Annotated in this window: 14 protein-coding genes; 11 read left to right on the top strand and 3 right to left on the bottom strand. The window is 46.3% G+C overall.

Annotated elements, in window-relative coordinates; all coding sequences use genetic code 11:
* The first annotated feature begins 89 nt into the window (after positions 1-89).
* A complete protein-coding gene (locus KOE27_RS02685; RefSeq protein ID WP_215237308.1) occupies positions 90-950 on the top strand; it encodes a dienelactone hydrolase family protein in 861 nt (286 codons plus the stop codon).
* A gap of 245 nt (positions 951-1,195) precedes the next feature.
* Here KOE27_RS02685 and KOE27_RS02680 read toward each other — a convergent pair whose 3' ends face one another.
* Entirely contained in the window at positions 1,196-3,685 is a 2,490-nt protein-coding gene (locus KOE27_RS02680) for a YfhO family protein (protein ID WP_215237307.1), read from the bottom strand.
* Between the two features lie 314 nt (positions 3,686-3,999).
* Here KOE27_RS02680 and pfkA point away from each other — a divergent pair, with 314 nt between their 5' ends.
* A complete protein-coding gene (gene pfkA, locus KOE27_RS02675) occupies positions 4,000-4,974 on the top strand; it encodes a 6-phosphofructokinase (RefSeq protein ID WP_215237306.1) in 975 nt (324 codons plus the stop codon).
* Between the two features lie 103 nt (positions 4,975-5,077).
* Here pfkA and KOE27_RS02670 read toward each other — a convergent pair whose 3' ends face one another.
* A complete protein-coding gene (locus KOE27_RS02670) occupies positions 5,078-5,851 on the bottom strand; it encodes a YdcF family protein (protein ID WP_215237305.1) in 774 nt (257 codons plus the stop codon).
* 107 nt (positions 5,852-5,958) lie between these two features.
* Between KOE27_RS02670 and KOE27_RS02665 the strand changes: the two genes are divergently transcribed.
* Positions 5,959-7,365 (top strand): TlpA family protein disulfide reductase, encoded by a 1,407-nt coding sequence (locus KOE27_RS02665; RefSeq protein WP_215237304.1) that lies wholly within the window; start codon positions 5,959-5,961, stop codon positions 7,363-7,365.
* A gap of 73 nt (positions 7,366-7,438) precedes the next feature.
* Here KOE27_RS02665 and KOE27_RS02660 read toward each other — a convergent pair whose 3' ends face one another.
* Positions 7,439-8,530, bottom strand: coding sequence for a lactonase family protein (locus KOE27_RS02660; protein WP_215237303.1), 1,092 nt, complete (start codon positions 8,528-8,530; stop codon positions 7,439-7,441).
* 100 nt (positions 8,531-8,630) lie between these two features.
* Between KOE27_RS02660 and KOE27_RS02655 the strand changes: the two genes are divergently transcribed.
* The 8 genes from KOE27_RS02655 (at position 8,631) to KOE27_RS02620 (ending at position 17,553) form a co-directional block, all read left to right on the top strand.
* Positions 8,631-8,969 carry a tRNA-binding protein gene (locus tag KOE27_RS02655; protein ID WP_215237302.1) on the top strand — a complete coding sequence of 113 codons (339 nt, stop codon included), beginning with the start codon at positions 8,631-8,633 and terminating at the stop codon, positions 8,967-8,969.
* Between the two features lie 90 nt (positions 8,970-9,059).
* Positions 9,060-11,288 carry a heavy metal translocating P-type ATPase gene (locus tag KOE27_RS02650; RefSeq protein ID WP_215238346.1) on the top strand — a complete coding sequence of 743 codons (2,229 nt, stop codon included), beginning with the start codon at positions 9,060-9,062 and terminating at the stop codon, positions 11,286-11,288.
* A 234-nt stretch (positions 11,289-11,522) separates the two neighbouring features.
* On the top strand, positions 11,523-11,906 hold the full coding sequence (locus tag KOE27_RS02645) for a hypothetical protein (protein WP_215237301.1): 384 nt from the start codon (positions 11,523-11,525) through the stop codon (positions 11,904-11,906).
* Between the two features lies 1 nt (position 11,907).
* Positions 11,908-13,074, top strand: a complete 1,167-nt coding sequence (locus KOE27_RS02640) for a hypothetical protein (RefSeq protein ID WP_215237300.1) — start codon at positions 11,908-11,910, stop codon at positions 13,072-13,074.
* Positions 13,075-13,107: 33 nt separating this feature from the next.
* Complete coding sequence (locus KOE27_RS02635) at positions 13,108-14,277, top strand: hypothetical protein (protein WP_215237299.1); 1,170 nt, start codon at positions 13,108-13,110, stop codon at positions 14,275-14,277.
* Positions 14,278-14,485: 208 nt separating this feature from the next.
* A complete protein-coding gene (locus KOE27_RS02630; RefSeq protein WP_215237298.1) occupies positions 14,486-14,695 on the top strand; it encodes a heavy-metal-associated domain-containing protein in 210 nt (69 codons plus the stop codon).
* A gap of 73 nt (positions 14,696-14,768) precedes the next feature.
* The gene (locus KOE27_RS02625; RefSeq protein WP_215237297.1) at positions 14,769-15,236 is read left to right on the top strand and encodes a hypothetical protein; all 468 of its coding nucleotides are present in this window, start codon (positions 14,769-14,771) and stop codon (positions 15,234-15,236) included.
* 94 nt (positions 15,237-15,330) lie between these two features.
* Positions 15,331-17,553 carry a TonB-dependent receptor gene (locus KOE27_RS02620; RefSeq protein WP_215237296.1) on the top strand — a complete coding sequence of 741 codons (2,223 nt, stop codon included), beginning with the start codon at positions 15,331-15,333 and terminating at the stop codon, positions 17,551-17,553.
* Positions 17,554-17,562 lie beyond the last annotated feature (9 nt).

The following is a 17,562-nucleotide window of genomic DNA, read 5'->3' as shown; positions in this document are numbered from 1 at the left end:
GATGATGCCCTTTGAAAAATTGAACTATATTTATTCAAAATCTACGCTTACTGATCTGGAACCGTTGATCATTTAACTTCTGAAAACACATGAAACAGCTGCTACTTTTAATTCCGGCATTTCTACTGAATGCTTTTATTTCCCGCCCCATAGTCAAAACGGGCACGTCCGATATCCCCATTTGCCATTCGGTGCCATTTCCCAATGACATGTCGGCATTAGCCGCTGACCCTTCCTTCCAGAGCTTACACGAAGCTCCTCTTCCGATGGTGTATCAGGGGCAGGGAGAAAAAATTACGTTTGATACGCCAGATGGGAAACCTGCTTCAGGTTTTTTCCTGAAAGCTCCGAAGAAATCCAACAAATGGCTTTTTGTTTACCAGGAATGGTGGGGTCTGAACGACTACATCAAACAATCGGCAGAAAAACTTTACAAAGATCTGGGAGATGTTAACGTACTGGCCCTGGATATGTACGACGGACAGGTTGCTACTACACCTCAGGAAGCAGGCAAGCTTATGCAGTCGGCCAGTAAGGAGAGGCTGGCTTCTATCACCCGGGGTGCCATGCAATATGCAGGCAGCAAAGCCAGGATCGCCAGCATCGGATGGTGTTTTGGCGGTATGTTATCCTTGCAAACCGCCATTCTGGGAGGCAAGCAGGTGGTAGGCTGTGTGATGTACTACGGACGCCCCGAACAGGATATTGAAAAACTGAAAACCATCGATACCGATGTGCTCGGTATTTTCGGAAGCCAGGATCAGGGAATACCTCCAGCCACGGTCTCCCAGTTTGAAGAAAACATGAAGGCCGCAGGCAAAAAGGTAACCATCAAAATGTACGACGCTGTACATGCCTTTGCCAATCCAAGCAATGCAAAATATGACGCCGCTGCAGCCGCCGATGCATACAAAAATGCGCTGGGATATCTGAAAGCCAAATTGGGCTGATGATTGTGATAAGGTTGAAGTAGGCAGTGGGCACAGTAGGCAGTTTTTAGTTAACAGTAGGCAGTATTAAAACAGAAAGGGTCTTTCCCAGAAAAAAGCCAAATTGGGCTGATAGCTATGTTAAGGCTGAGGTAGGCAGTAGGCAGTTTTAAGTTAACAGTAGGGAGTAATAAAACAGGAAGGGAGTTGCTCAGAATCAAATTTTCTGAGAAACTCCCTTCTTTCCTGTAAACCGATAAATCGGACTATACCTTTTTCCCTTTCACTTCAACGAACAGGGCTCCGGCGATCAGCACAACCAGTAATATAGAACTGACCAGATCCACCTTACTTCCCGTAGCCACCGAAACCGGCTCAAAGCTGAATTTAATGGTGTGCTTGCCCGCAGGAACACGCAGTGCCCTCAGAACGTAGTCGGCCCTCAGTAAATCCGCCGGTTTATCGTCAATGGTCACTTTCCATTCATCACGGACATTGTAATATATCTCGGCAAAAACAGCCAGTCCTTCCCTGCCCGAATTGCTTTCATAGATCAGCTCGTTAGGTTTGTAGGAAATCAGGCTAATTTTAGCGGACGAATCCGGCTGGATTGTAAGTCCGCTGAGTTTATCCGCAAAACGCTTATCTATCACCGCTTCTTCCCTGGGTTTCAGCGAATCCAGCGCAGCCATTTCAGCATTGGCATCCGGTACTATTTTATAATTTTTCACAAACCAGGCATGTCCGTAAGCGCCCGGATTTACCTGCACTGTTTTATTCCCCTGCTGATCACCCATGAGGATATATTTGGTATTCAGCATATTCAGAATTTCCGGATTTGAATTCTGCTTGGCAATTTGTCTTTCGAACAGCTCCTGGTACCGGCGCAGCTTGGCGCCGTGATATCCTCCCAGCGACTTATGAAAATACGAGGCCGCAGCACTATTGAAAGGCCCTTGCGGATTAGAAAGATCAAAAACCCTGAAATCAGGATCAGGGTCCTTCATAATCTGCTCGTCTGCGGGTGAAGGTGTGATGGCCACCTGCGCCGCATAGCTACTGATGAAATCGTCGTTGTTCAGGTAACGTTTGTCCACACCAAACATATCAAATATCATTAGCACGATCAGTAAAGTGTACACTACCAGAGGCTTCACTTTATCTTTCACCCAAAGCCAGATCACACCGGCCGCCAGCAGGATAAAAATAAGACTGCGGAAAGCGTCTCCCTTCATCATTCCGGCACGATCCTGCACAATAGCATTCACGATCTGCTGTGCAAAACCAGCATCTTTCGCCTGCTCCGCAAAGCTCGCCTGAAGCTGCGCATCGTTAGGGCCCTGAAAGTTAAACAACAGCGAAGGCATTACTGCAAGTATCAGACATAAGCCCGCAGAGATACCCAGGGAAATGAGAAACTGCTTAGAAAATTCCTTTTGATCTGTTTTTTCTTCGGCAATGGTTTTGAGGGCCAGGATACCTATCAAAACCATCAGCAGCTGCACCAGCGCAACCACCATGGTCATGGCCCTGAACTTGTTGAACATCGGGAAGTAGTCAAAAAAGAGGTAATTGACTATCTCGAAGTGCTTCCCCAGCGCCCATACCAGGTACAAAATGATGATCCCGACCAGCCAGGGTTTCAGCGGGCTTTTAACGATAAATAGCCCGAGAATAAAGAGGAAAAACACAATGGCTCCCACATAGGCAGGGCCACCCACAATCGGCTGATCTCCCCAGTAAAGTGGGAGCTGCTGGATAATATTCTGCGCATTGGCAGGATCAAGCCCCCTTCCAACAAGTACTTTGTAGGTTTCCGATTTATCGTCCAGGCCGCCACTGGTTGATCCGCCGTATGCTTCCGGAATCAGCAAGGTGATGAGCTCTCCCCATCCGTAACTGTATGAAAATGCGTATTCCTTGTCCAGTCCCTCCTGTTTGGGTGCTTTCCCTCCGGGATTTACGGGTGCGGTCAGCTCCGGCTTTCCGCGGATGGTTTCTTTTGTATAATCGTAGGCATTCCAAAGGCGTGTGGTGTGCGTACCCACCGATATCACCGCTGCAAAAACCAGGCCGGCCAGTATGAACGAAAGCTGTTTTATCTTGCCTGACCTGATGTAACCTATACTTTCGCCGATCACCAGCAGCACAATGCCAATGCCCAGATAATACGTTATCTGAACGTGGTTTGCATACAATTCAAGCGACAAAAACAGGGCCGTTAATGCTGCACCAGCAAGCCAGTTTTTCCTGAAAGCCAGCAAAACACCGGCCAGTACCCCCGGGGCATAAAAAATTGCCAGCATTTTGGATACGTGTCCCGCTTCAAGGCTGACAAGGTTAAAGGAGGCGAAAGCGAAGGCAATACCACCCAGCGCAGCCAGCCAGGAACCAGCACCCACAACCAAAAGAAGGATATAGGCGCTTACCATGCCTATCAGCAAATAGTTGGCAGGGGCAGGCAGTATTTTATTAATACCCTGTCCGAGCTTGGTGGATATGCTGGTAGGATAATCGGCGGCAATCAGGAAGCCAGGCATACCTGCAAACATCCCGTTGGTCCAGGCAGACCACTCACCGGTTTTTTCGTGGTAGGTTACTATTTCCCGTGCCGCCGCTTTGGCCTGCACGTCATCATACTGATTCATTTTCTTACCCTGCAGAACCGGCGAAGCATAAATAACCGACAAGGCAACAAATCCAACCACGGCAACCATGTGAGGCCAAAGGCGTTGCCAAGAAAATATTCTTTCCATTTTTTTTTGTGTTAAACAGGTAATCCTTTTTCAGTGACGTTATGCTATAAACATGAGTACAAATATGACTTTTCAGTCAATAATACTTTCATTCAAAGTGACGCATTCATATTAAATTTTCATTAACCAGCGCAAATATAGAAGTATTGATATATGTTTGGGATGTAAAATTTGAATCTTCTTTTGGTATTTTTTTGATAGAATTAGAATATTGGTCGTATATTTTATCGAAATACCAGATAAATTTGCAGAACTTGTGCATCATGCGTAAAATCGAACTATCAGCAATTGCTAAGAAATAACCCAGGAAATAAATGAAAAGAATTGGAGTATTTACCTCAGGAGGAGATGCCCCGGGTATGAACGCCTGCATAAGGGCGGTAGTACGTGGAGCTGTGTATCACGGAATTGAAGTATACGGAATAAGAAGAGGATATAGCGGAATGATTGCCGGGGATGTCTATAAGATGGAGTCCTATTCGGTAAGTAATATTGTACAGCGGGGAGGAACGATTTTGAAATCGGCACGAAGCAAAGAGTTCATGACACCCGAAGGAAGAAAAAAGGCTTACGATAACCTGCTGGAGCTGGGTATAGAAGGGCTTGTGGCTATTGGCGGTAACGGAACTTTTACAGGGGCTATGATCTTTGGCAACGAATATGGTATACCCACCGTTGGAGCACCCGGAACCATCGACAATGACCTTTACGGCACCGACTATACCATTGGTTTTGATACCGCTGTGAATACAGCACTTGACGCCATTGACAGAATCCGTGACACGGCCAGTTCACACGACAGGATTTTTTTCATTGAAGTGATGGGACGTGACTCGGGGTATATCGCCGTTCAGTCCGGTATTGCCGGAGGTGCAGAGCTGGTAATGGTTCCAGAAGTACTTACACCTATCTCCCAGGTGGTGGAAACGTTGAAACAAGGATGGAGCCGCTCCAAATCATCATCCATTATCATTGTGGCCGAAGGGGATGAAGAAGGCAGTGCACAGGAAGTAGCTGAAAAAATCAAAAGACAGGTTGACGAAAATGCGGATATCCGTGTTACCACGCTGGGCCATACCCAGCGCGGAGGGCCTCCTTCTGCCTATGACCGTATCCTTGCAAGCCGGCTCGGATTAGGTGCTCTGGAAGGATTACTGGCCGGGCAAAAAAATGTGATGGCCGGTATTATTAACAATGATCTGGTGTACACACCCTTTGAAGACACCATCCGTCTGCCAAAGCCCATCAATGAAGATTTACTGAGGATGGTAAAGATTCTGAGTGTATAGCTATTTTCAATAGCTCAAAGTGGTCAAAGACAGCTTCTTGCCTATTATGATGCCAAACATCTGGCAATAGCGTCTTCTGACCGCTCACCCTGGAAGTTGCCGATCAGCAATAGCCCATGATCCGGTAGATCACAAAACCGATCCACTCCCGCCACAGCAAATTGAAGTACCCGATCACTTCGGGGTCGGGAATAAGCAGATCTTTCACCTTAAAGCGAAAATCTCCTCCGTAAAAATCAGCGGGAAAAGCATCCATTTTCAGACCGGTCTTTTCAAAACAGGCCATGGACCTTTTCATGTGAAAAGAAGAAGTAATGAGAAGATACTTCTGCCCTGGAAATTGTTCCGCTAACAATTTCTCCGAAAAAACAGCATTTTCCCGTGTATTTCTGGCCCGTTGTTCCAGCACAATATCTCCCGGTTTCACGCCCCATTGGATAAGCAGCCTTTTCACCTCCAGCCCCTCTCCTTTCCCCTGCCGGGTGAGCCAGCCCGGACTGGCGCCGGAGATCATGATCTTTTTGATTTTCCCGTTTTTATATAACAGATAAGCCTGTAAGAACCGGTCTGCATGCCCTCCAAAGCCGATATGGTCGGTTGCAAAAGTTGCCCAGTTGATCATCCCGCCTGTCAGCACAACACCTACGTCATAACCATCCGCAACATCTTTAATATTCAGCTGTTTATATTCCCAGACCGTAAATGCCTTGTTGACGATATATGAATTTGAAGTCATTAAGAGTATCATAAGAGAAAGGATCAGGGCAGTATTGCGTTTCCGCCTGTTTTTGACAAACATACCCCACATTAAAAGTATAAGGCTGATGTTCATGGGCATCAGCAGAAAATCAATGGTTTTGGAGAGAAAATAAAACATTTGAGTACGAAGCAGATATATATAACCGTTCTGAAGCTAAATTTGCATTTCCGGTAAAGCTTGAAGTACCGCATTATATCTTTCAATAGCAAATACATCATTCCCTGATGAAGAATTTTATCACAACACGCTCGTTCCTATTCGTTATTCTTTCGCTGATATATACCAAAAGTTTTTCACAGGGATATGAAATCGAGGCCCGTCTCAAGGGACTCCGGGATTCCTCCTTTATCCTTGGGCACTTTAGCAGGAATCACAGCCAGTTTGTACCGAAGGATACCGCCAAAGCCGATGCGGAAGGACGTATGGTTTTCAAAGGCGACAAAGATTTACCGGGTGGACTTTACGTGATCCTTTTCCCTGGAAAACAGCGGTGGATCCAATTTGTCTATTCCGGCAAAGAACCCCGTTTCTCGCTCAGTACCGATACCACCGATGCCGTCGGGAATATGCAGGTCAAGGGGTCAAGGGAAAATGAATTGTTTTACGGATATCAAAAAGATTTCCAGGCCAGGTCCAAAGAAATTGAAAAGCTCAACAAGGAAAAAGGCCCTGACTACCAAAACAAGGTAAAAGCGGCGCAGGAAGCCTTTAAGTTATACCGTGAGAAAATCCTGACGGAAAATGCCGACAGCTTCACCAGCCAGCTTCTGAAAATGTCGGCTGATCCCGAGATACCCGCCGCTCCCAAGCTTCCGAACGGCAAAACGGATTCGGTATGGATATTTAATTATTACAAAGCCCACTACTGGGATAACTTTAACTTCTCTGATTCCAGAATACTGAACACTCCGTTTCTGGAGCCCAGACTGGAAAGGTATATCAAGAATCTGGTGGTACAAACACCTGATTCCATTATCAAAGATGCCGACAAACTGGTAAAAATGGCTTCGGGTAGTAAGGAGGTAAAAGAGATCATTGTGTTTTATATCACCAACCAGTACGAAAATCCGAAAACGGTGGGTACGGAAGCCGTGTGGGTTCACATGGCCAGCAAGTACTACCTGTCGGGCGAAATGGGCGTTTCGGAAGAAGTAAAGAAAAGAATATCCGATAAGGTAAATACGCTGAAATACCTGTTGGTTAACAAACCGTTTCCTGCACTGGCTCTAACAGATCCTGCCGGCAAAAAAGTGAGTGTGCAGGATATCAGTGCGAAGTATACCGTTGTATTCTTTTATGCGCCAACCTGCGGCCATTGCAAGGAAGCTGCGCCGAAACTGAAGGCATTTTATGACAAGAATAAAGCCGGGGGCATACAGGTCATGACGGTTTCCACTGAACACAATATGCCCGAATGGAAAGAGTTTGTGACAAAATACAATTTGTCTGAGTTAACAAACGGCTTTGACGCACTGAAACAGATTGATTTCGTCCGGAAGTTTGATGTGGTAACCACCCCGACGATCTACATTCTGGACAAGAACAAAAAAATAATCGCGCGCAAAATTCCGGTGGAGCAACTGGAAGATTTCCTGAATTTTTATCAGAACAAGATAGCCGGGAAGCTGTGACCGGAGCCGGGTCAAAAGCGATAATTCTAAAAAAAGGAGGCCTTTCGACATACCTTCGCAAGGCCTGCTCTTTTTACAGGAATGTTACACAAATAGGCAGTTTGGTTGAAATACTTTCATGCCGGAAACTTAATTTTCCTGTCGCTGGATTTACATCATAAACCACAATGTTATCCGTCGACTGGTTGGCAACGATCATGAATTTACCCGACGGATCAAAGTTAAAATCACGGGGTACCGCAATTGCCCTGGTTTGTTCATCTACCTTTTCCAGTGTGCCATCTGCCTTGATTTTGAAGGCACTGATGGAATTTCGCCCCCGGTTTGAAACATATACAAATTTGTTGTTCGGATGCAAATGAATGGCCGCGCTGGTATTGGGCTCCTTAAAGTCAGCCGGAATGGTAGGATAAGTAGCGATTTCAGTAATAACTCCTTGTTTGCTGATGCTGCAGGCTGTTAAAGTCGCCTCCAGCTCGTTCAGCAAAAATAGCCATTTACCCGACGGGTGTACTACAAAATGCCTTGGGCCCGAGCCTGGCTTGCCACTAAAAGCAGGCTGTGCAGCATTAGGGGCCAGTTTCCCGGATTTAATATCAACAGCATAGTTCATGAGCTTGTCTCCTCCCAGATCCGCCACATAAACGTAGCGGCCATCTGGTGTAGTGGCCGCAAAATGTGCGTGCGATTTTTCCTGACGTTTAGCGTTCGGGCCGTGCCCGGTATATTGCTCGGTAAAAACAGGAGGATTCACTTCCCCGTCAGGCTGAAGTGTGTAGGCCGTAAAACTGCCGGCGGTGTAGTTGGAGACAAATGCCATCTTTCCCGAAGGATGAACGGAAACGTGACAAGGGTTCACCCCTTCCGACGACTGGCCGTTCTGGTAGGTAAGCCGGGCATCCGAACCTATTTTAAAGGCGTTGACTTTATTATCTGCTGAAACCGCATACAGATTCTTTTTGTTAGGCGAAAGGGCCAGATAACCGGGTCCCGTACAATTGTTGAAAGTATCCAGCAGGGCCACTTTCCCTGTGGACAGATCCAGCTCACAAAGTGAAATGGATGCATTGGCACTCTTTTCCTGGCTTCCCAGATAAAACTTGGCCTTTTGTGCCAAGGAGATGAACGGCAGCAGGGACGCAACTAAAATTAATATGGTTTTCATAAATGGTTTTTCTGACAAGATGATCGTTGCAAGTAAAAGCAAATAAAATGTTTATTTAATGTTCAATCGCTTAATTAGTATACTCATTTTTATTAAACCAATGAATACCATCACCTGGCAGGATTTTGAAAACGTCGACCTTCGAGCGGGAACAATCATAACCGTGGAAGATTTCCCGAAAGCCCGTAAACCGGCATTTAAACTATGGATTGATTTTGGAGAAGAAATTGGTGTCAAACAAAGCTCGGCACAAATTACCAGAAGATATACCAAGGAAGCACTCACCGGCCGACAGGTACTGTGTGTGATCAACTTCCCGCCAAAGAACATCGCCGGTTTCCGCTCCGAGGTTCTGACGACAGGCTTTGTGCTGCCGGATGGTGAGGTAATACTGGCCGGGCCCGACTTCCCTCTTCCCAATGGTACCCGGCTGGGATAATCCTGTTATCTTGTAACTTTTACCCATAATTCTGTAAGGCATGCGGAGGTAGAGGATATTAATTTTGTATGATACAAAAAAGACAGGATGATGGAAACAATAGCTGATTCAAAAAAAATAACGGTTCCGGTTACTGGCATGTCCTGTGCTGCCTGTGCGGTCAGTGTGGAGTCCATACTGAAAACCACAAACGGTGTAGCCGATGCGGCCGTTAACTACGCCAGCCAGACGGTGCAGATCGAATTTAATCCGAAGGAAACCGCATTGCCCGCGCTCGATAAAGTTTTACAGGGAGCCGGATACGGGCTTATCGTAGAAGAAGATGAAGATAAGGCCCTGGCCGAGCAGGAAGCTGCGCTACAGGAACGTTATAACAAACTTAAAAAAAGCACGATATGGGCTGGCGTTTTGTCTGTACCGGTGGTGGTGATCGGCATGTTTTGGATGGATCTGCCTTACGGAAATTATATCATGCTGGTGCTGACGCTGCTGGTACTGGTATGCTTTGGCAGGGATTTTTTTGTCAATGCATTTAAACAGGCCCGGCACAAGAAAGCGAATATGGACTCGCTGGTTGCGCTCAGTACCGGGATCGCCTTCCTGTTCAGTTCTTTCAATACCTTTTATCCGGAGTTCTGGCATGCGCGCGGGCTTCATCCGCACGTGTATTTTGAGGCAGCTTCTGTTATCATTTTCTTTATTCTGCTTGGTAAATTACTGGAGGAACGGGCCAAAACCAATACCTCGGAGGCTCTCAAAAAACTAATAGGACTGGAGCCCAAAACGGTACGGATTATTCGAGGTAACGTGGAGAGTGAGATACCCTTAAAGGACGTTTTGCCCGGAGACGAAATCGTGGTCAGAGCCGGAGAGAAAATCCCCGTGGACGGAAAAGTATTGAGCGGCAGTTCCTATGTCGATGAAAGCCTGATGACCGGTGAACCGCTGCCCGCCGAAAAAAAGGCAGGTGAAAAAGTTTTTGCAGGAACAATAAACCAACAGGGAAGCTTCAATTTCAGAGCGGAGGAAGTGGGTAAAAATACGGTCCTGTCACAAATCATTCAAACGGTTCAGTCGGCTCAGGGAAGCAAGGCACCTGTACAAAAGCTGGTTGATAAAATCGCTGGTGTGTTTGTCCCTGTTGTGATCGGCATTTCCATACTGACTTTTATACTTTGGCTATTCTTCGGCGGGGAAAATGCCGTCACGCATGGGTTACTGGCCTCCGTATCGGTGCTGGTCATTGCGTGCCCGTGCGCTTTGGGTCTTGCTACACCAACTGCCATTATGGTGGGGGTTGGAAAGGGAGCCGGGCATCATATCCTCATCAGAGATGCAGAAAGCCTTGAAACCGCACATGAGGTGAACGTGGTAATTCTTGATAAAACAGGTACCCTTACCGAGGGACATCCGGTGGTTACCGACTGGTTATGGGCAACGGATACTTCGGAAAAAGATACCCATTTGAAAGCAGTAAAAGCACTTGAAACCCGCTCAGAACACCCGCTGGCGCAGGCTATTGTACACTATGTAAATGAATCAGAGACGGGCAACGTTGATTCTTTCCAGACGATAACCGGCTATGGCGTCAAAGGGAAAGTCGCTGGCAAACAGTACTTCATTGGTACCTTTGCTTTTCTGAAAGATAACCGGATAAAAATGAACAGTGACCTGTCCGCCAAAGCAGCAGCACTTCAACAACAGGCCAAAACGGTAATCGGGGTCGGAGCCGATGGTGAACTGCTAGCGGTTGCCGCCATTGCCGACAAATTGAAAGCGACTTCCGCCGAGGCAGTTGCAAAATTACAGGTGCAGGGGATTGAGGTATATATGCTCACCGGCGACAATACCCAGACAGCCGCGGCCGTTGCCACAGAAGCAGGTATAAAATATTACCAGGCGGAAGTAAAACCGGACGATAAAATGCAGTTTGTAAAAAAGCTGCAGGCAGACGGGAAAATTGTTGCCATGGTGGGCGACGGCATCAACGACTCCCAGGCGCTGGCACAGGCGGATGTGAGTGTGGCCATGGGCAAAGGTTCGGACATAGCGATGGATGTCGCCAAAATGACACTGATTACCTCTGACCTGCTGGCGCTGCCCAAAGCATTTAAATTGAGCAGAAAAACGGTAACCACAATCCGGCAGAACCTTTTCTGGGCTTTTATTTACAACCTGATCGGCATACCAGTTGCCGCCGGTATACTGTATCCCGTTAATGGCTTTCTGCTTGATCCCATGATTGCAGGCGGGGCCATGGCGTTAAGCTCGGTTTCGGTGGTAACCAATAGTTTGCGGCTGAGAAGCATAAGATTATAAGGAAAGCCATCCTGTGAGGCCCTATTCAATCATACTGTTTTCATTTCCCAAAAGTAGCAGGTCCGCCCGCTACTTTTGTTTTTTAATTTCCATCCTTATCCACCGTATTTTTTACATCCTTTTCGGGAAAAATACGGTACCCGAATAAGTAAAAAGCTCCTGTTTTATCGATCCGGTTTTTAGGAATTTTGGACACAGTTAATCTCCAAATTTCTAACAATCAGCAAGATAAACATGAAACAGCTATTCTTTTTACCCGACAAGAACGACCTTACCCTCACTCTGGATATTCAAGGCGTAATGGTGCTTGGCTATGCCATTGAGTTATTTGCTCCAGATGGGAACCCTCCCTCCCTGATCCCCCCCGTAACCGGCAACAACGTAGACACCATTCCGGATACCCTCCCCTTGCCGACCCCGCTGGCCAGCAATCACCGGCGGTTTGTGCTCGTAACCATGAAATTCCAGGGCCTGGATCCCGACAACTTCCCCAACTTTATTATCGAAGCGAATTTTTCCCAGCAAGGCTCTCTGATCGGAAAAGAAGCCAAAACAGGCAAGCTGACTGGTAAAGTACAAAGAGCAACCCTGCTGATCCAACTCATTTCTAAACCCTGACATGATGAAAACTTCTATCATAATATCCCTTCTATTGCTCATTTGCTTTCATGAAGTAGCTGCCCAGGATGAGACGGTACTGCTCAGCAAGATGAAAATCAACTTTGCCGTTCCTGACCTGCCCGCACAAAAATTGCTCGGCTCCGGAGACAGCAAACTGCTGAGACCCTCTACTGTTGAAGCACTCAGTGTGATACTTCCTCAGTTTGTGCAATCCGGAAGCCTGACCATTCCACAATCATTTTCAGCGGAAATCGCACCTTTTATTCTTGTGAAACAAAATAAGGCTATCCATCTCAGTGACTATATCAAAAACCGGACAATCAATAGTCTGAGGATATCTATTGCTACGGGTCAGGATTCTACCGACAAAAAACTCAATGCCCGCAAACTCGGTGTGGGGTTCAGGATCTCCTTGCTTGATAAGGGAGATTTAAAAACGGATAATGGCTCTCTACTGGCACTAGCGAAACAACTTCAAGGCCACATTCTAAATGAAATTGATGTAAGGAATAGGTTCATGAAAGAAAATCACATGAACATTGTAACATTCGATGAGAAAATGAACAATGATACCACGTTTGTAAAAACATTCGAACAATATTACAATGATAAATTCATGGAAATACCAGAGGCGCATAGAATAAATGTTACAGGAGCCATTCTTGGCAAAGCTGATACCAAATCCATCGCAGAGCTCATTGAGGATTACAAAAAAGATAATTGGAATTCGGCCAAGGTGGATATGGCGGTTGCGTTCACAGCCGTTTCCTCCGACAGCCTGATCAGAAATTTAAAAAAGGATAACTTTTCTGCCTGGCTTTCAGGAGCGCACCCAATCAGCAAATGGGGTCAGGTCCTGTGGAGTGCCAACTACGAACATGCCTCGGTGGTGAACGAAGACCTAAAAAGAGAGCAATCCAACGGAATAACGCTCAGCAGCCGCATTTTTGCAGGGAACAATGAAGCAAAGGGATTTCTTGAAGCCCAGTACAGCACCAACAGTTTCAGAAAAGAAAATGTATGGTTCTCCTATCTGGGCGGGGAAATTTACCTGATCAGCGGGATATGGCTGAACCTGTATGCGGGTATCAAAAAATCTTCCCTTCTCAGCAAAGCCGAACTGGTATCCAGTTTTGATTTCCGGTTTACACTTCCGGGCAAATAACCAAAACGCGTTCACCCTTTGCAACCTTCTGACATGAATACGAATAATCTCTCTGTCTTTCTGGATGTGGCACTGTCGCTCACTTTTTTCTATCTCGTTGCCAGCATGTTTGTCTCAGGTATTACTGAGTTTATCAATACCCTGCTGGACAAAAGGGCCAAGCTCCTCAAAGAAGCGCTGGACAAGCTCGTCGTGTCCGACCAGTCGTTTATGCAACACCCGTTGATAGTACCCTTCCGCAATCCCCGGTGGAAGATCTGGAACAACTCCATTTCTTACATCAGCTCAAAAACTTTCGTAAGTGTAATATTAAGCAGCCTTTCCACCGTAGGCTCAGCGAGTAACCTGGCAAAACTCGATGCCCAGATCCAGGGGCTTGCCTCGGGTACGCTAAAGGAAATCCTGACGGTCATTTCAAAGGAATCAAAAGATTTGGATGAATTCCGGCAAAAACTGGCCGAATGGTTTGATGCCTACATGGTTCAGGTGACAGACTGGTACAAACGCTCCACACGCATTGTTCTCTGGGTGGTTGCCCTGGCCGTCTCCGTATGTTTAAACCTAAATTCCATCAGCATCACAAAAAGGCTGTATACCGACCCCGTCCTGCGCAACCAAATGGTGCAAAAAGCCATGGAAGCAGCCCGTGACAAAGATTATTCTCATTTTGAAAAGGGTAACGAGGAAAAGTTTCTGACCTATCTCGGGCAGAAGGACTCCACGCTGGCAGATACCGTACAAAGGATACATATCACCAGCCATGGGGATTCCGTAGTGGTGGCCGCTTGCTTCCGGGAATACATCAAGTCGGACAGCATAAAAATGGAGTCCCGGCACTGGATTGATACGGTATTTATAAATTCTGTGAAAAAGTATCACCCCACCTTTGTGAAAAGCCAGCTGACTGTTACCGCCACTTCCGATCTGGATTTGTTACAGGTAAAAGAAGAGTATGCATTTTTTCTTCAGAATCACCTGACTTCTCTGGGGCTGCCCATCGGCTGGAAAAGTGTCGTACCTGAATCAGTACATGGATGGAAAGTGTTACGGGTATTCTTTACTTTGCTGGCTAAGAACCTGCTGGGCTGGCTGCTTACGGCTGCTGCGCTGTCATTTGGTGCACCGTTCTGGTTTGACCTTTTGGTGAAGCTGGTGAATATCCGGAACGTTGGGAACAAACCTGAACCTGAAAAAGGAAAGTAATGATCCGATATCTACAGGGAAAAAGTTATGGATCGGCGGGAAGGTTCCACTGAGGCGTGGGTACCTTCCCGCCGATCTGCAGACTTCCTGTCTGCGGAATAAAACCCAAAAATCTGTAAATCTTTTCGCGAATTCTGTAACAATTTAATATAGGCATGTCCCGATCTTTGTATGGTTAAATACTGAAAAAGTAAATAAAAAAGAGGTCATGCAAACTTTGAAATTCAAGACAAATATAAAATGTGATGGCTGTGTTGCAACCGTAACGCCCTTCCTGAATGGTGATGAACATATTGAAAACTGGCAGGTGGACCTGCAGAGTGCCGACAGAGTCTTAACCGTTACAACAGACCAATCCGCTGCCGAAATATCAGAACTGGTTAAAAAAGCAGGCTACGCTGCGCAGGAGTTTTCCTGATAACCAGTACTTTTGTACATTGATTTTTTACATCACAAGAATAAAGCAAAAATCCGTAAACAGATAGCAGGCGATGAAAAACCAGCTGCATCAATCGCTCACCATCCTGATGGCCTTCCTGATACTGCTCAGCAGTACGGGTTTCGGGTTCATTGAACATCAGTGTATGATGCGGGGCAAGTCGATGCAGCTGATCGCTGAAAAAAAACCAGATTCCTGCGAAAAAAAGGTTGTTTCAACCTGTTGTGCTGCCAGCAAGAGACAAAAAGAAGCTTCCGGTACTTTCTTCAAAAAAACGGATTGCTGCAAAGAACAGCAGAAATACGAAAAGGTTGACGTAACGTCATCTGCGGTTACCCAGTTGCTTGCCAAGGTACTAAAAGTTCTGGCAGGCGGATTTGTCTGGACTGCACCCTCTTTCTCTTTCATTGAACAATATTGGGAGGCTTCCTTACTGTCGGTCCGGCGTAACGTCATATCCTTCACATCGCTCTTTCATGGGCGAAGTATGCTCTTTTTTATACAGTCATTTTTAATTTGAAATATTGATAAACAATAAATTAAATCGCTTAACCACCTCATTACCGGTGGTTTGGGCTTTTAAATTATTTCTCCATCAATGATTTTAAATTAGAATGAAAACCAATATAACAGGAGTGATCCTGCTCCTTTTCCCTTTCCTGCTGTCTGCACAAGGTATTAAAGGGACCGTCAACGAGCAGGTGCAGGGCACTATCCGCCCCATAACGGGTGCCAATGTTTACTGGGCGGGTACCACACATGCCACTACAACAGATTCCAGCGGGGAATTCATACTACCCCGAAGTATCGTATCAGACCTCCTGGTAGTCAGCTTTGTAGGTTTCATGAGTGATACCATTCAGGTAGGCGCCGAAAGTGAACTGGAAATAGTTTTGCAAAACGACCGTGCGCTTAAGGAAGTAACGGTAAGAGGCAGCGCAACTTCCATAGACCGGCTATCTCCGCACCAAACCGAAATTATCACCACCAGAGCACTGGCAAAAGCGGCATGCTGTAATTTGTCCGAGAGTTTTGAAACCAACGCATCGGTTTCCGTTTCATATAGCGACGCAGTTACGGGTGCCAAACAGATCCAGATGCTGGGCCTGAACGGAACCTATATACAGACTAACGTAGAAAACATACCTTCGATCCGTGGCCTCGCCTCCACTTTCGGACTCAACTTTGTACCCGGCACCTGGATTCAATCCATTGACATTGGGAAAGGTGCAGGTTCGGTTGTGAATGGCTACGAATCCATGACCGGACAGATCAACGTGGAACTCCAGAAACCCGATACCCGCGAAAAGCTCTATTTAAATACCTATGTCAACAGTTTCGGAAGGGCGGAGATCAACCTCAGCCTGGCCCATCAGCTGAATGAAAAATGGAGCACAGCGTTACTTACGCATGGAAGCACCCTGAGAAACCGGATGGATCAGAACAGGGATCATTTTCTGGATCTTCCGCTTTATAACCAAATTAACGCGGTAAACAGATGGAAATACCAAAGCAAAAACTGGATGGCACAATTTGGCGTAAAAGCACTTTATGAAGATCGACTGGGCGGACAAACCAATTTCCGGCGTGATCTGAAAGGAAGTGATACCGTTTATGGTTTCGGGGCAAAAGTCGGCAGATACGAGGTTTTCTCAAAAATCGCACGGTTATTCCCTGACCAGCCGTACCGTGGATTAGGTTTTATCCTGAGTGGCTCCGTTTATGATTCCAAAAGTTATTTTGGCCTGAAAAATTATGACGGTAGACAGAAAACCTTCTATGGAAATCTGATCTATCAGTCTATCATCGGCAACACCAACCATACCTACAAAACAGGCTTGAGTTATCTGCTTGACAATTATGATGAAAAGTTCAGCACCATTTCCCTTGCCAGAAACGAGTCGGTTCCAGGAGCGTTCTTTGAGTATACCTATAACCATCTGGATAAGTTTATCCTCGTAGCAGGAGGCCGCGCTGATTTTCACAACATCTACGGCACACAGTGGACACCCAGATTACATCTTAAATATAATCTTACGGAAGGAACTACCGTGCGCGCGTCGGCGGGTAAAGGATTTCGGGTGGCTAATCCCCTGGCCGAATATTACGGAAACCTGGTGAGCGCCAGAACAGTGATTTTCCAGGAAAAACTGAAACCGGAAACATCATGGAACTATGGTGCCAGTATCACGCAGGACTTTAATCCGGGAGCGGTGAAAGGGAATTTCATTGTCGATTTCTACAGAACAAATTTTGAAAACCAGTTAATTGCCAACCTGGAAGATCCCCGGTACATACGATTTTCCAACCTGTCTGGTAAAGCTTATGCCAATAGCTTTCAGGCCGAGGTTAATTTAACGCCCATCCAGCGGTTTGATCTGAAACTAGCCTACCGGCTGTTTGATGTAAAACAAACAATAACGGATACGGAGGGAAATGAAAATTTACTGCCTAAAATGATGGTAAGCCGGGACAGGCTCCTCTTTAATGCAGGTTATGCCCTCCCCTACGACAAATGGAAATTTGACGCCACAGTGCAATGGAACGGTAAAAAAAGGATTCCCTACATGGGTGAAATGCATGAGCATCATGGTACTCAAACAAACCTGGTATCGACATGGGCCCCATCCTTTTTTAACATAAACGCTCAGATCACCCGAACTTTCCCCAAATGGGATATTTACCTGGGTGGAGAAAATCTGAACAATTTCAGGCAAAAAAATCCGATCATGGCTGCCGCTGAACCTTTTGGAAGCCGGTTTGACGCGGGTATGGCCTGGGGACCTGTAACCGGGCGAATGATTTATGCAGGAATACGTTATAAGATTATCAAATAAAAGAGAAAC

This window comes from Dyadobacter sp. CECT 9275, assembly GCF_907164905.1.
Taxonomy (GTDB): domain Bacteria; phylum Bacteroidota; class Bacteroidia; order Cytophagales; family Spirosomataceae; genus Dyadobacter; species Dyadobacter helix.
The sequence above is the reverse complement of the archived record's forward strand: the minus strand, read 5'-3'. Positions and strand labels throughout refer to the sequence as shown.

Coding starts and splice junctions, on each gene's coding strand:
- KOE27_RS02670 (WP_215237305.1), bottom strand. CDS start 5,851: ATGTTTTATTTTCTCTCCAAAACCATTGATTTTCTGCTGATGCCCATG.
- KOE27_RS02645 (WP_215237301.1), top strand. CDS start 11,523: ATGAAACAGCTATTCTTTTTACCCGACAAGAACGACCTTACCCTCACT.
- KOE27_RS02655 (WP_215237302.1), top strand. CDS start 8,631: ATGAATACCATCACCTGGCAGGATTTTGAAAACGTCGACCTTCGAGCG.
- KOE27_RS02640 (WP_215237300.1), top strand. CDS start 11,908: ATGATGAAAACTTCTATCATAATATCCCTTCTATTGCTCATTTGCTTT.
- KOE27_RS02620 (WP_215237296.1), top strand. CDS start 15,331: ATGAAAACCAATATAACAGGAGTGATCCTGCTCCTTTTCCCTTTCCTG.
- pfkA (WP_215237306.1), top strand. CDS start 4,000: ATGAAAAGAATTGGAGTATTTACCTCAGGAGGAGATGCCCCGGGTATG.
- KOE27_RS02635 (WP_215237299.1), top strand. CDS start 13,108: ATGAATACGAATAATCTCTCTGTCTTTCTGGATGTGGCACTGTCGCTC.
- KOE27_RS02625 (WP_215237297.1), top strand. CDS start 14,769: ATGAAAAACCAGCTGCATCAATCGCTCACCATCCTGATGGCCTTCCTG.
- KOE27_RS02680 (WP_215237307.1), bottom strand. CDS start 3,685: ATGGAAAGAATATTTTCTTGGCAACGCCTTTGGCCTCACATGGTTGCC.
- KOE27_RS02665 (WP_215237304.1), top strand. CDS start 5,959: ATGAAGAATTTTATCACAACACGCTCGTTCCTATTCGTTATTCTTTCG.
- KOE27_RS02650 (WP_215238346.1), top strand. CDS start 9,060: ATGGAAACAATAGCTGATTCAAAAAAAATAACGGTTCCGGTTACTGGC.
- KOE27_RS02630 (WP_215237298.1), top strand. CDS start 14,486: ATGCAAACTTTGAAATTCAAGACAAATATAAAATGTGATGGCTGTGTT.
- KOE27_RS02685 (WP_215237308.1), top strand. CDS start 90: ATGAAACAGCTGCTACTTTTAATTCCGGCATTTCTACTGAATGCTTTT.
- KOE27_RS02660 (WP_215237303.1), bottom strand. CDS start 8,530: ATGAAAACCATATTAATTTTAGTTGCGTCCCTGCTGCCGTTCATCTCC.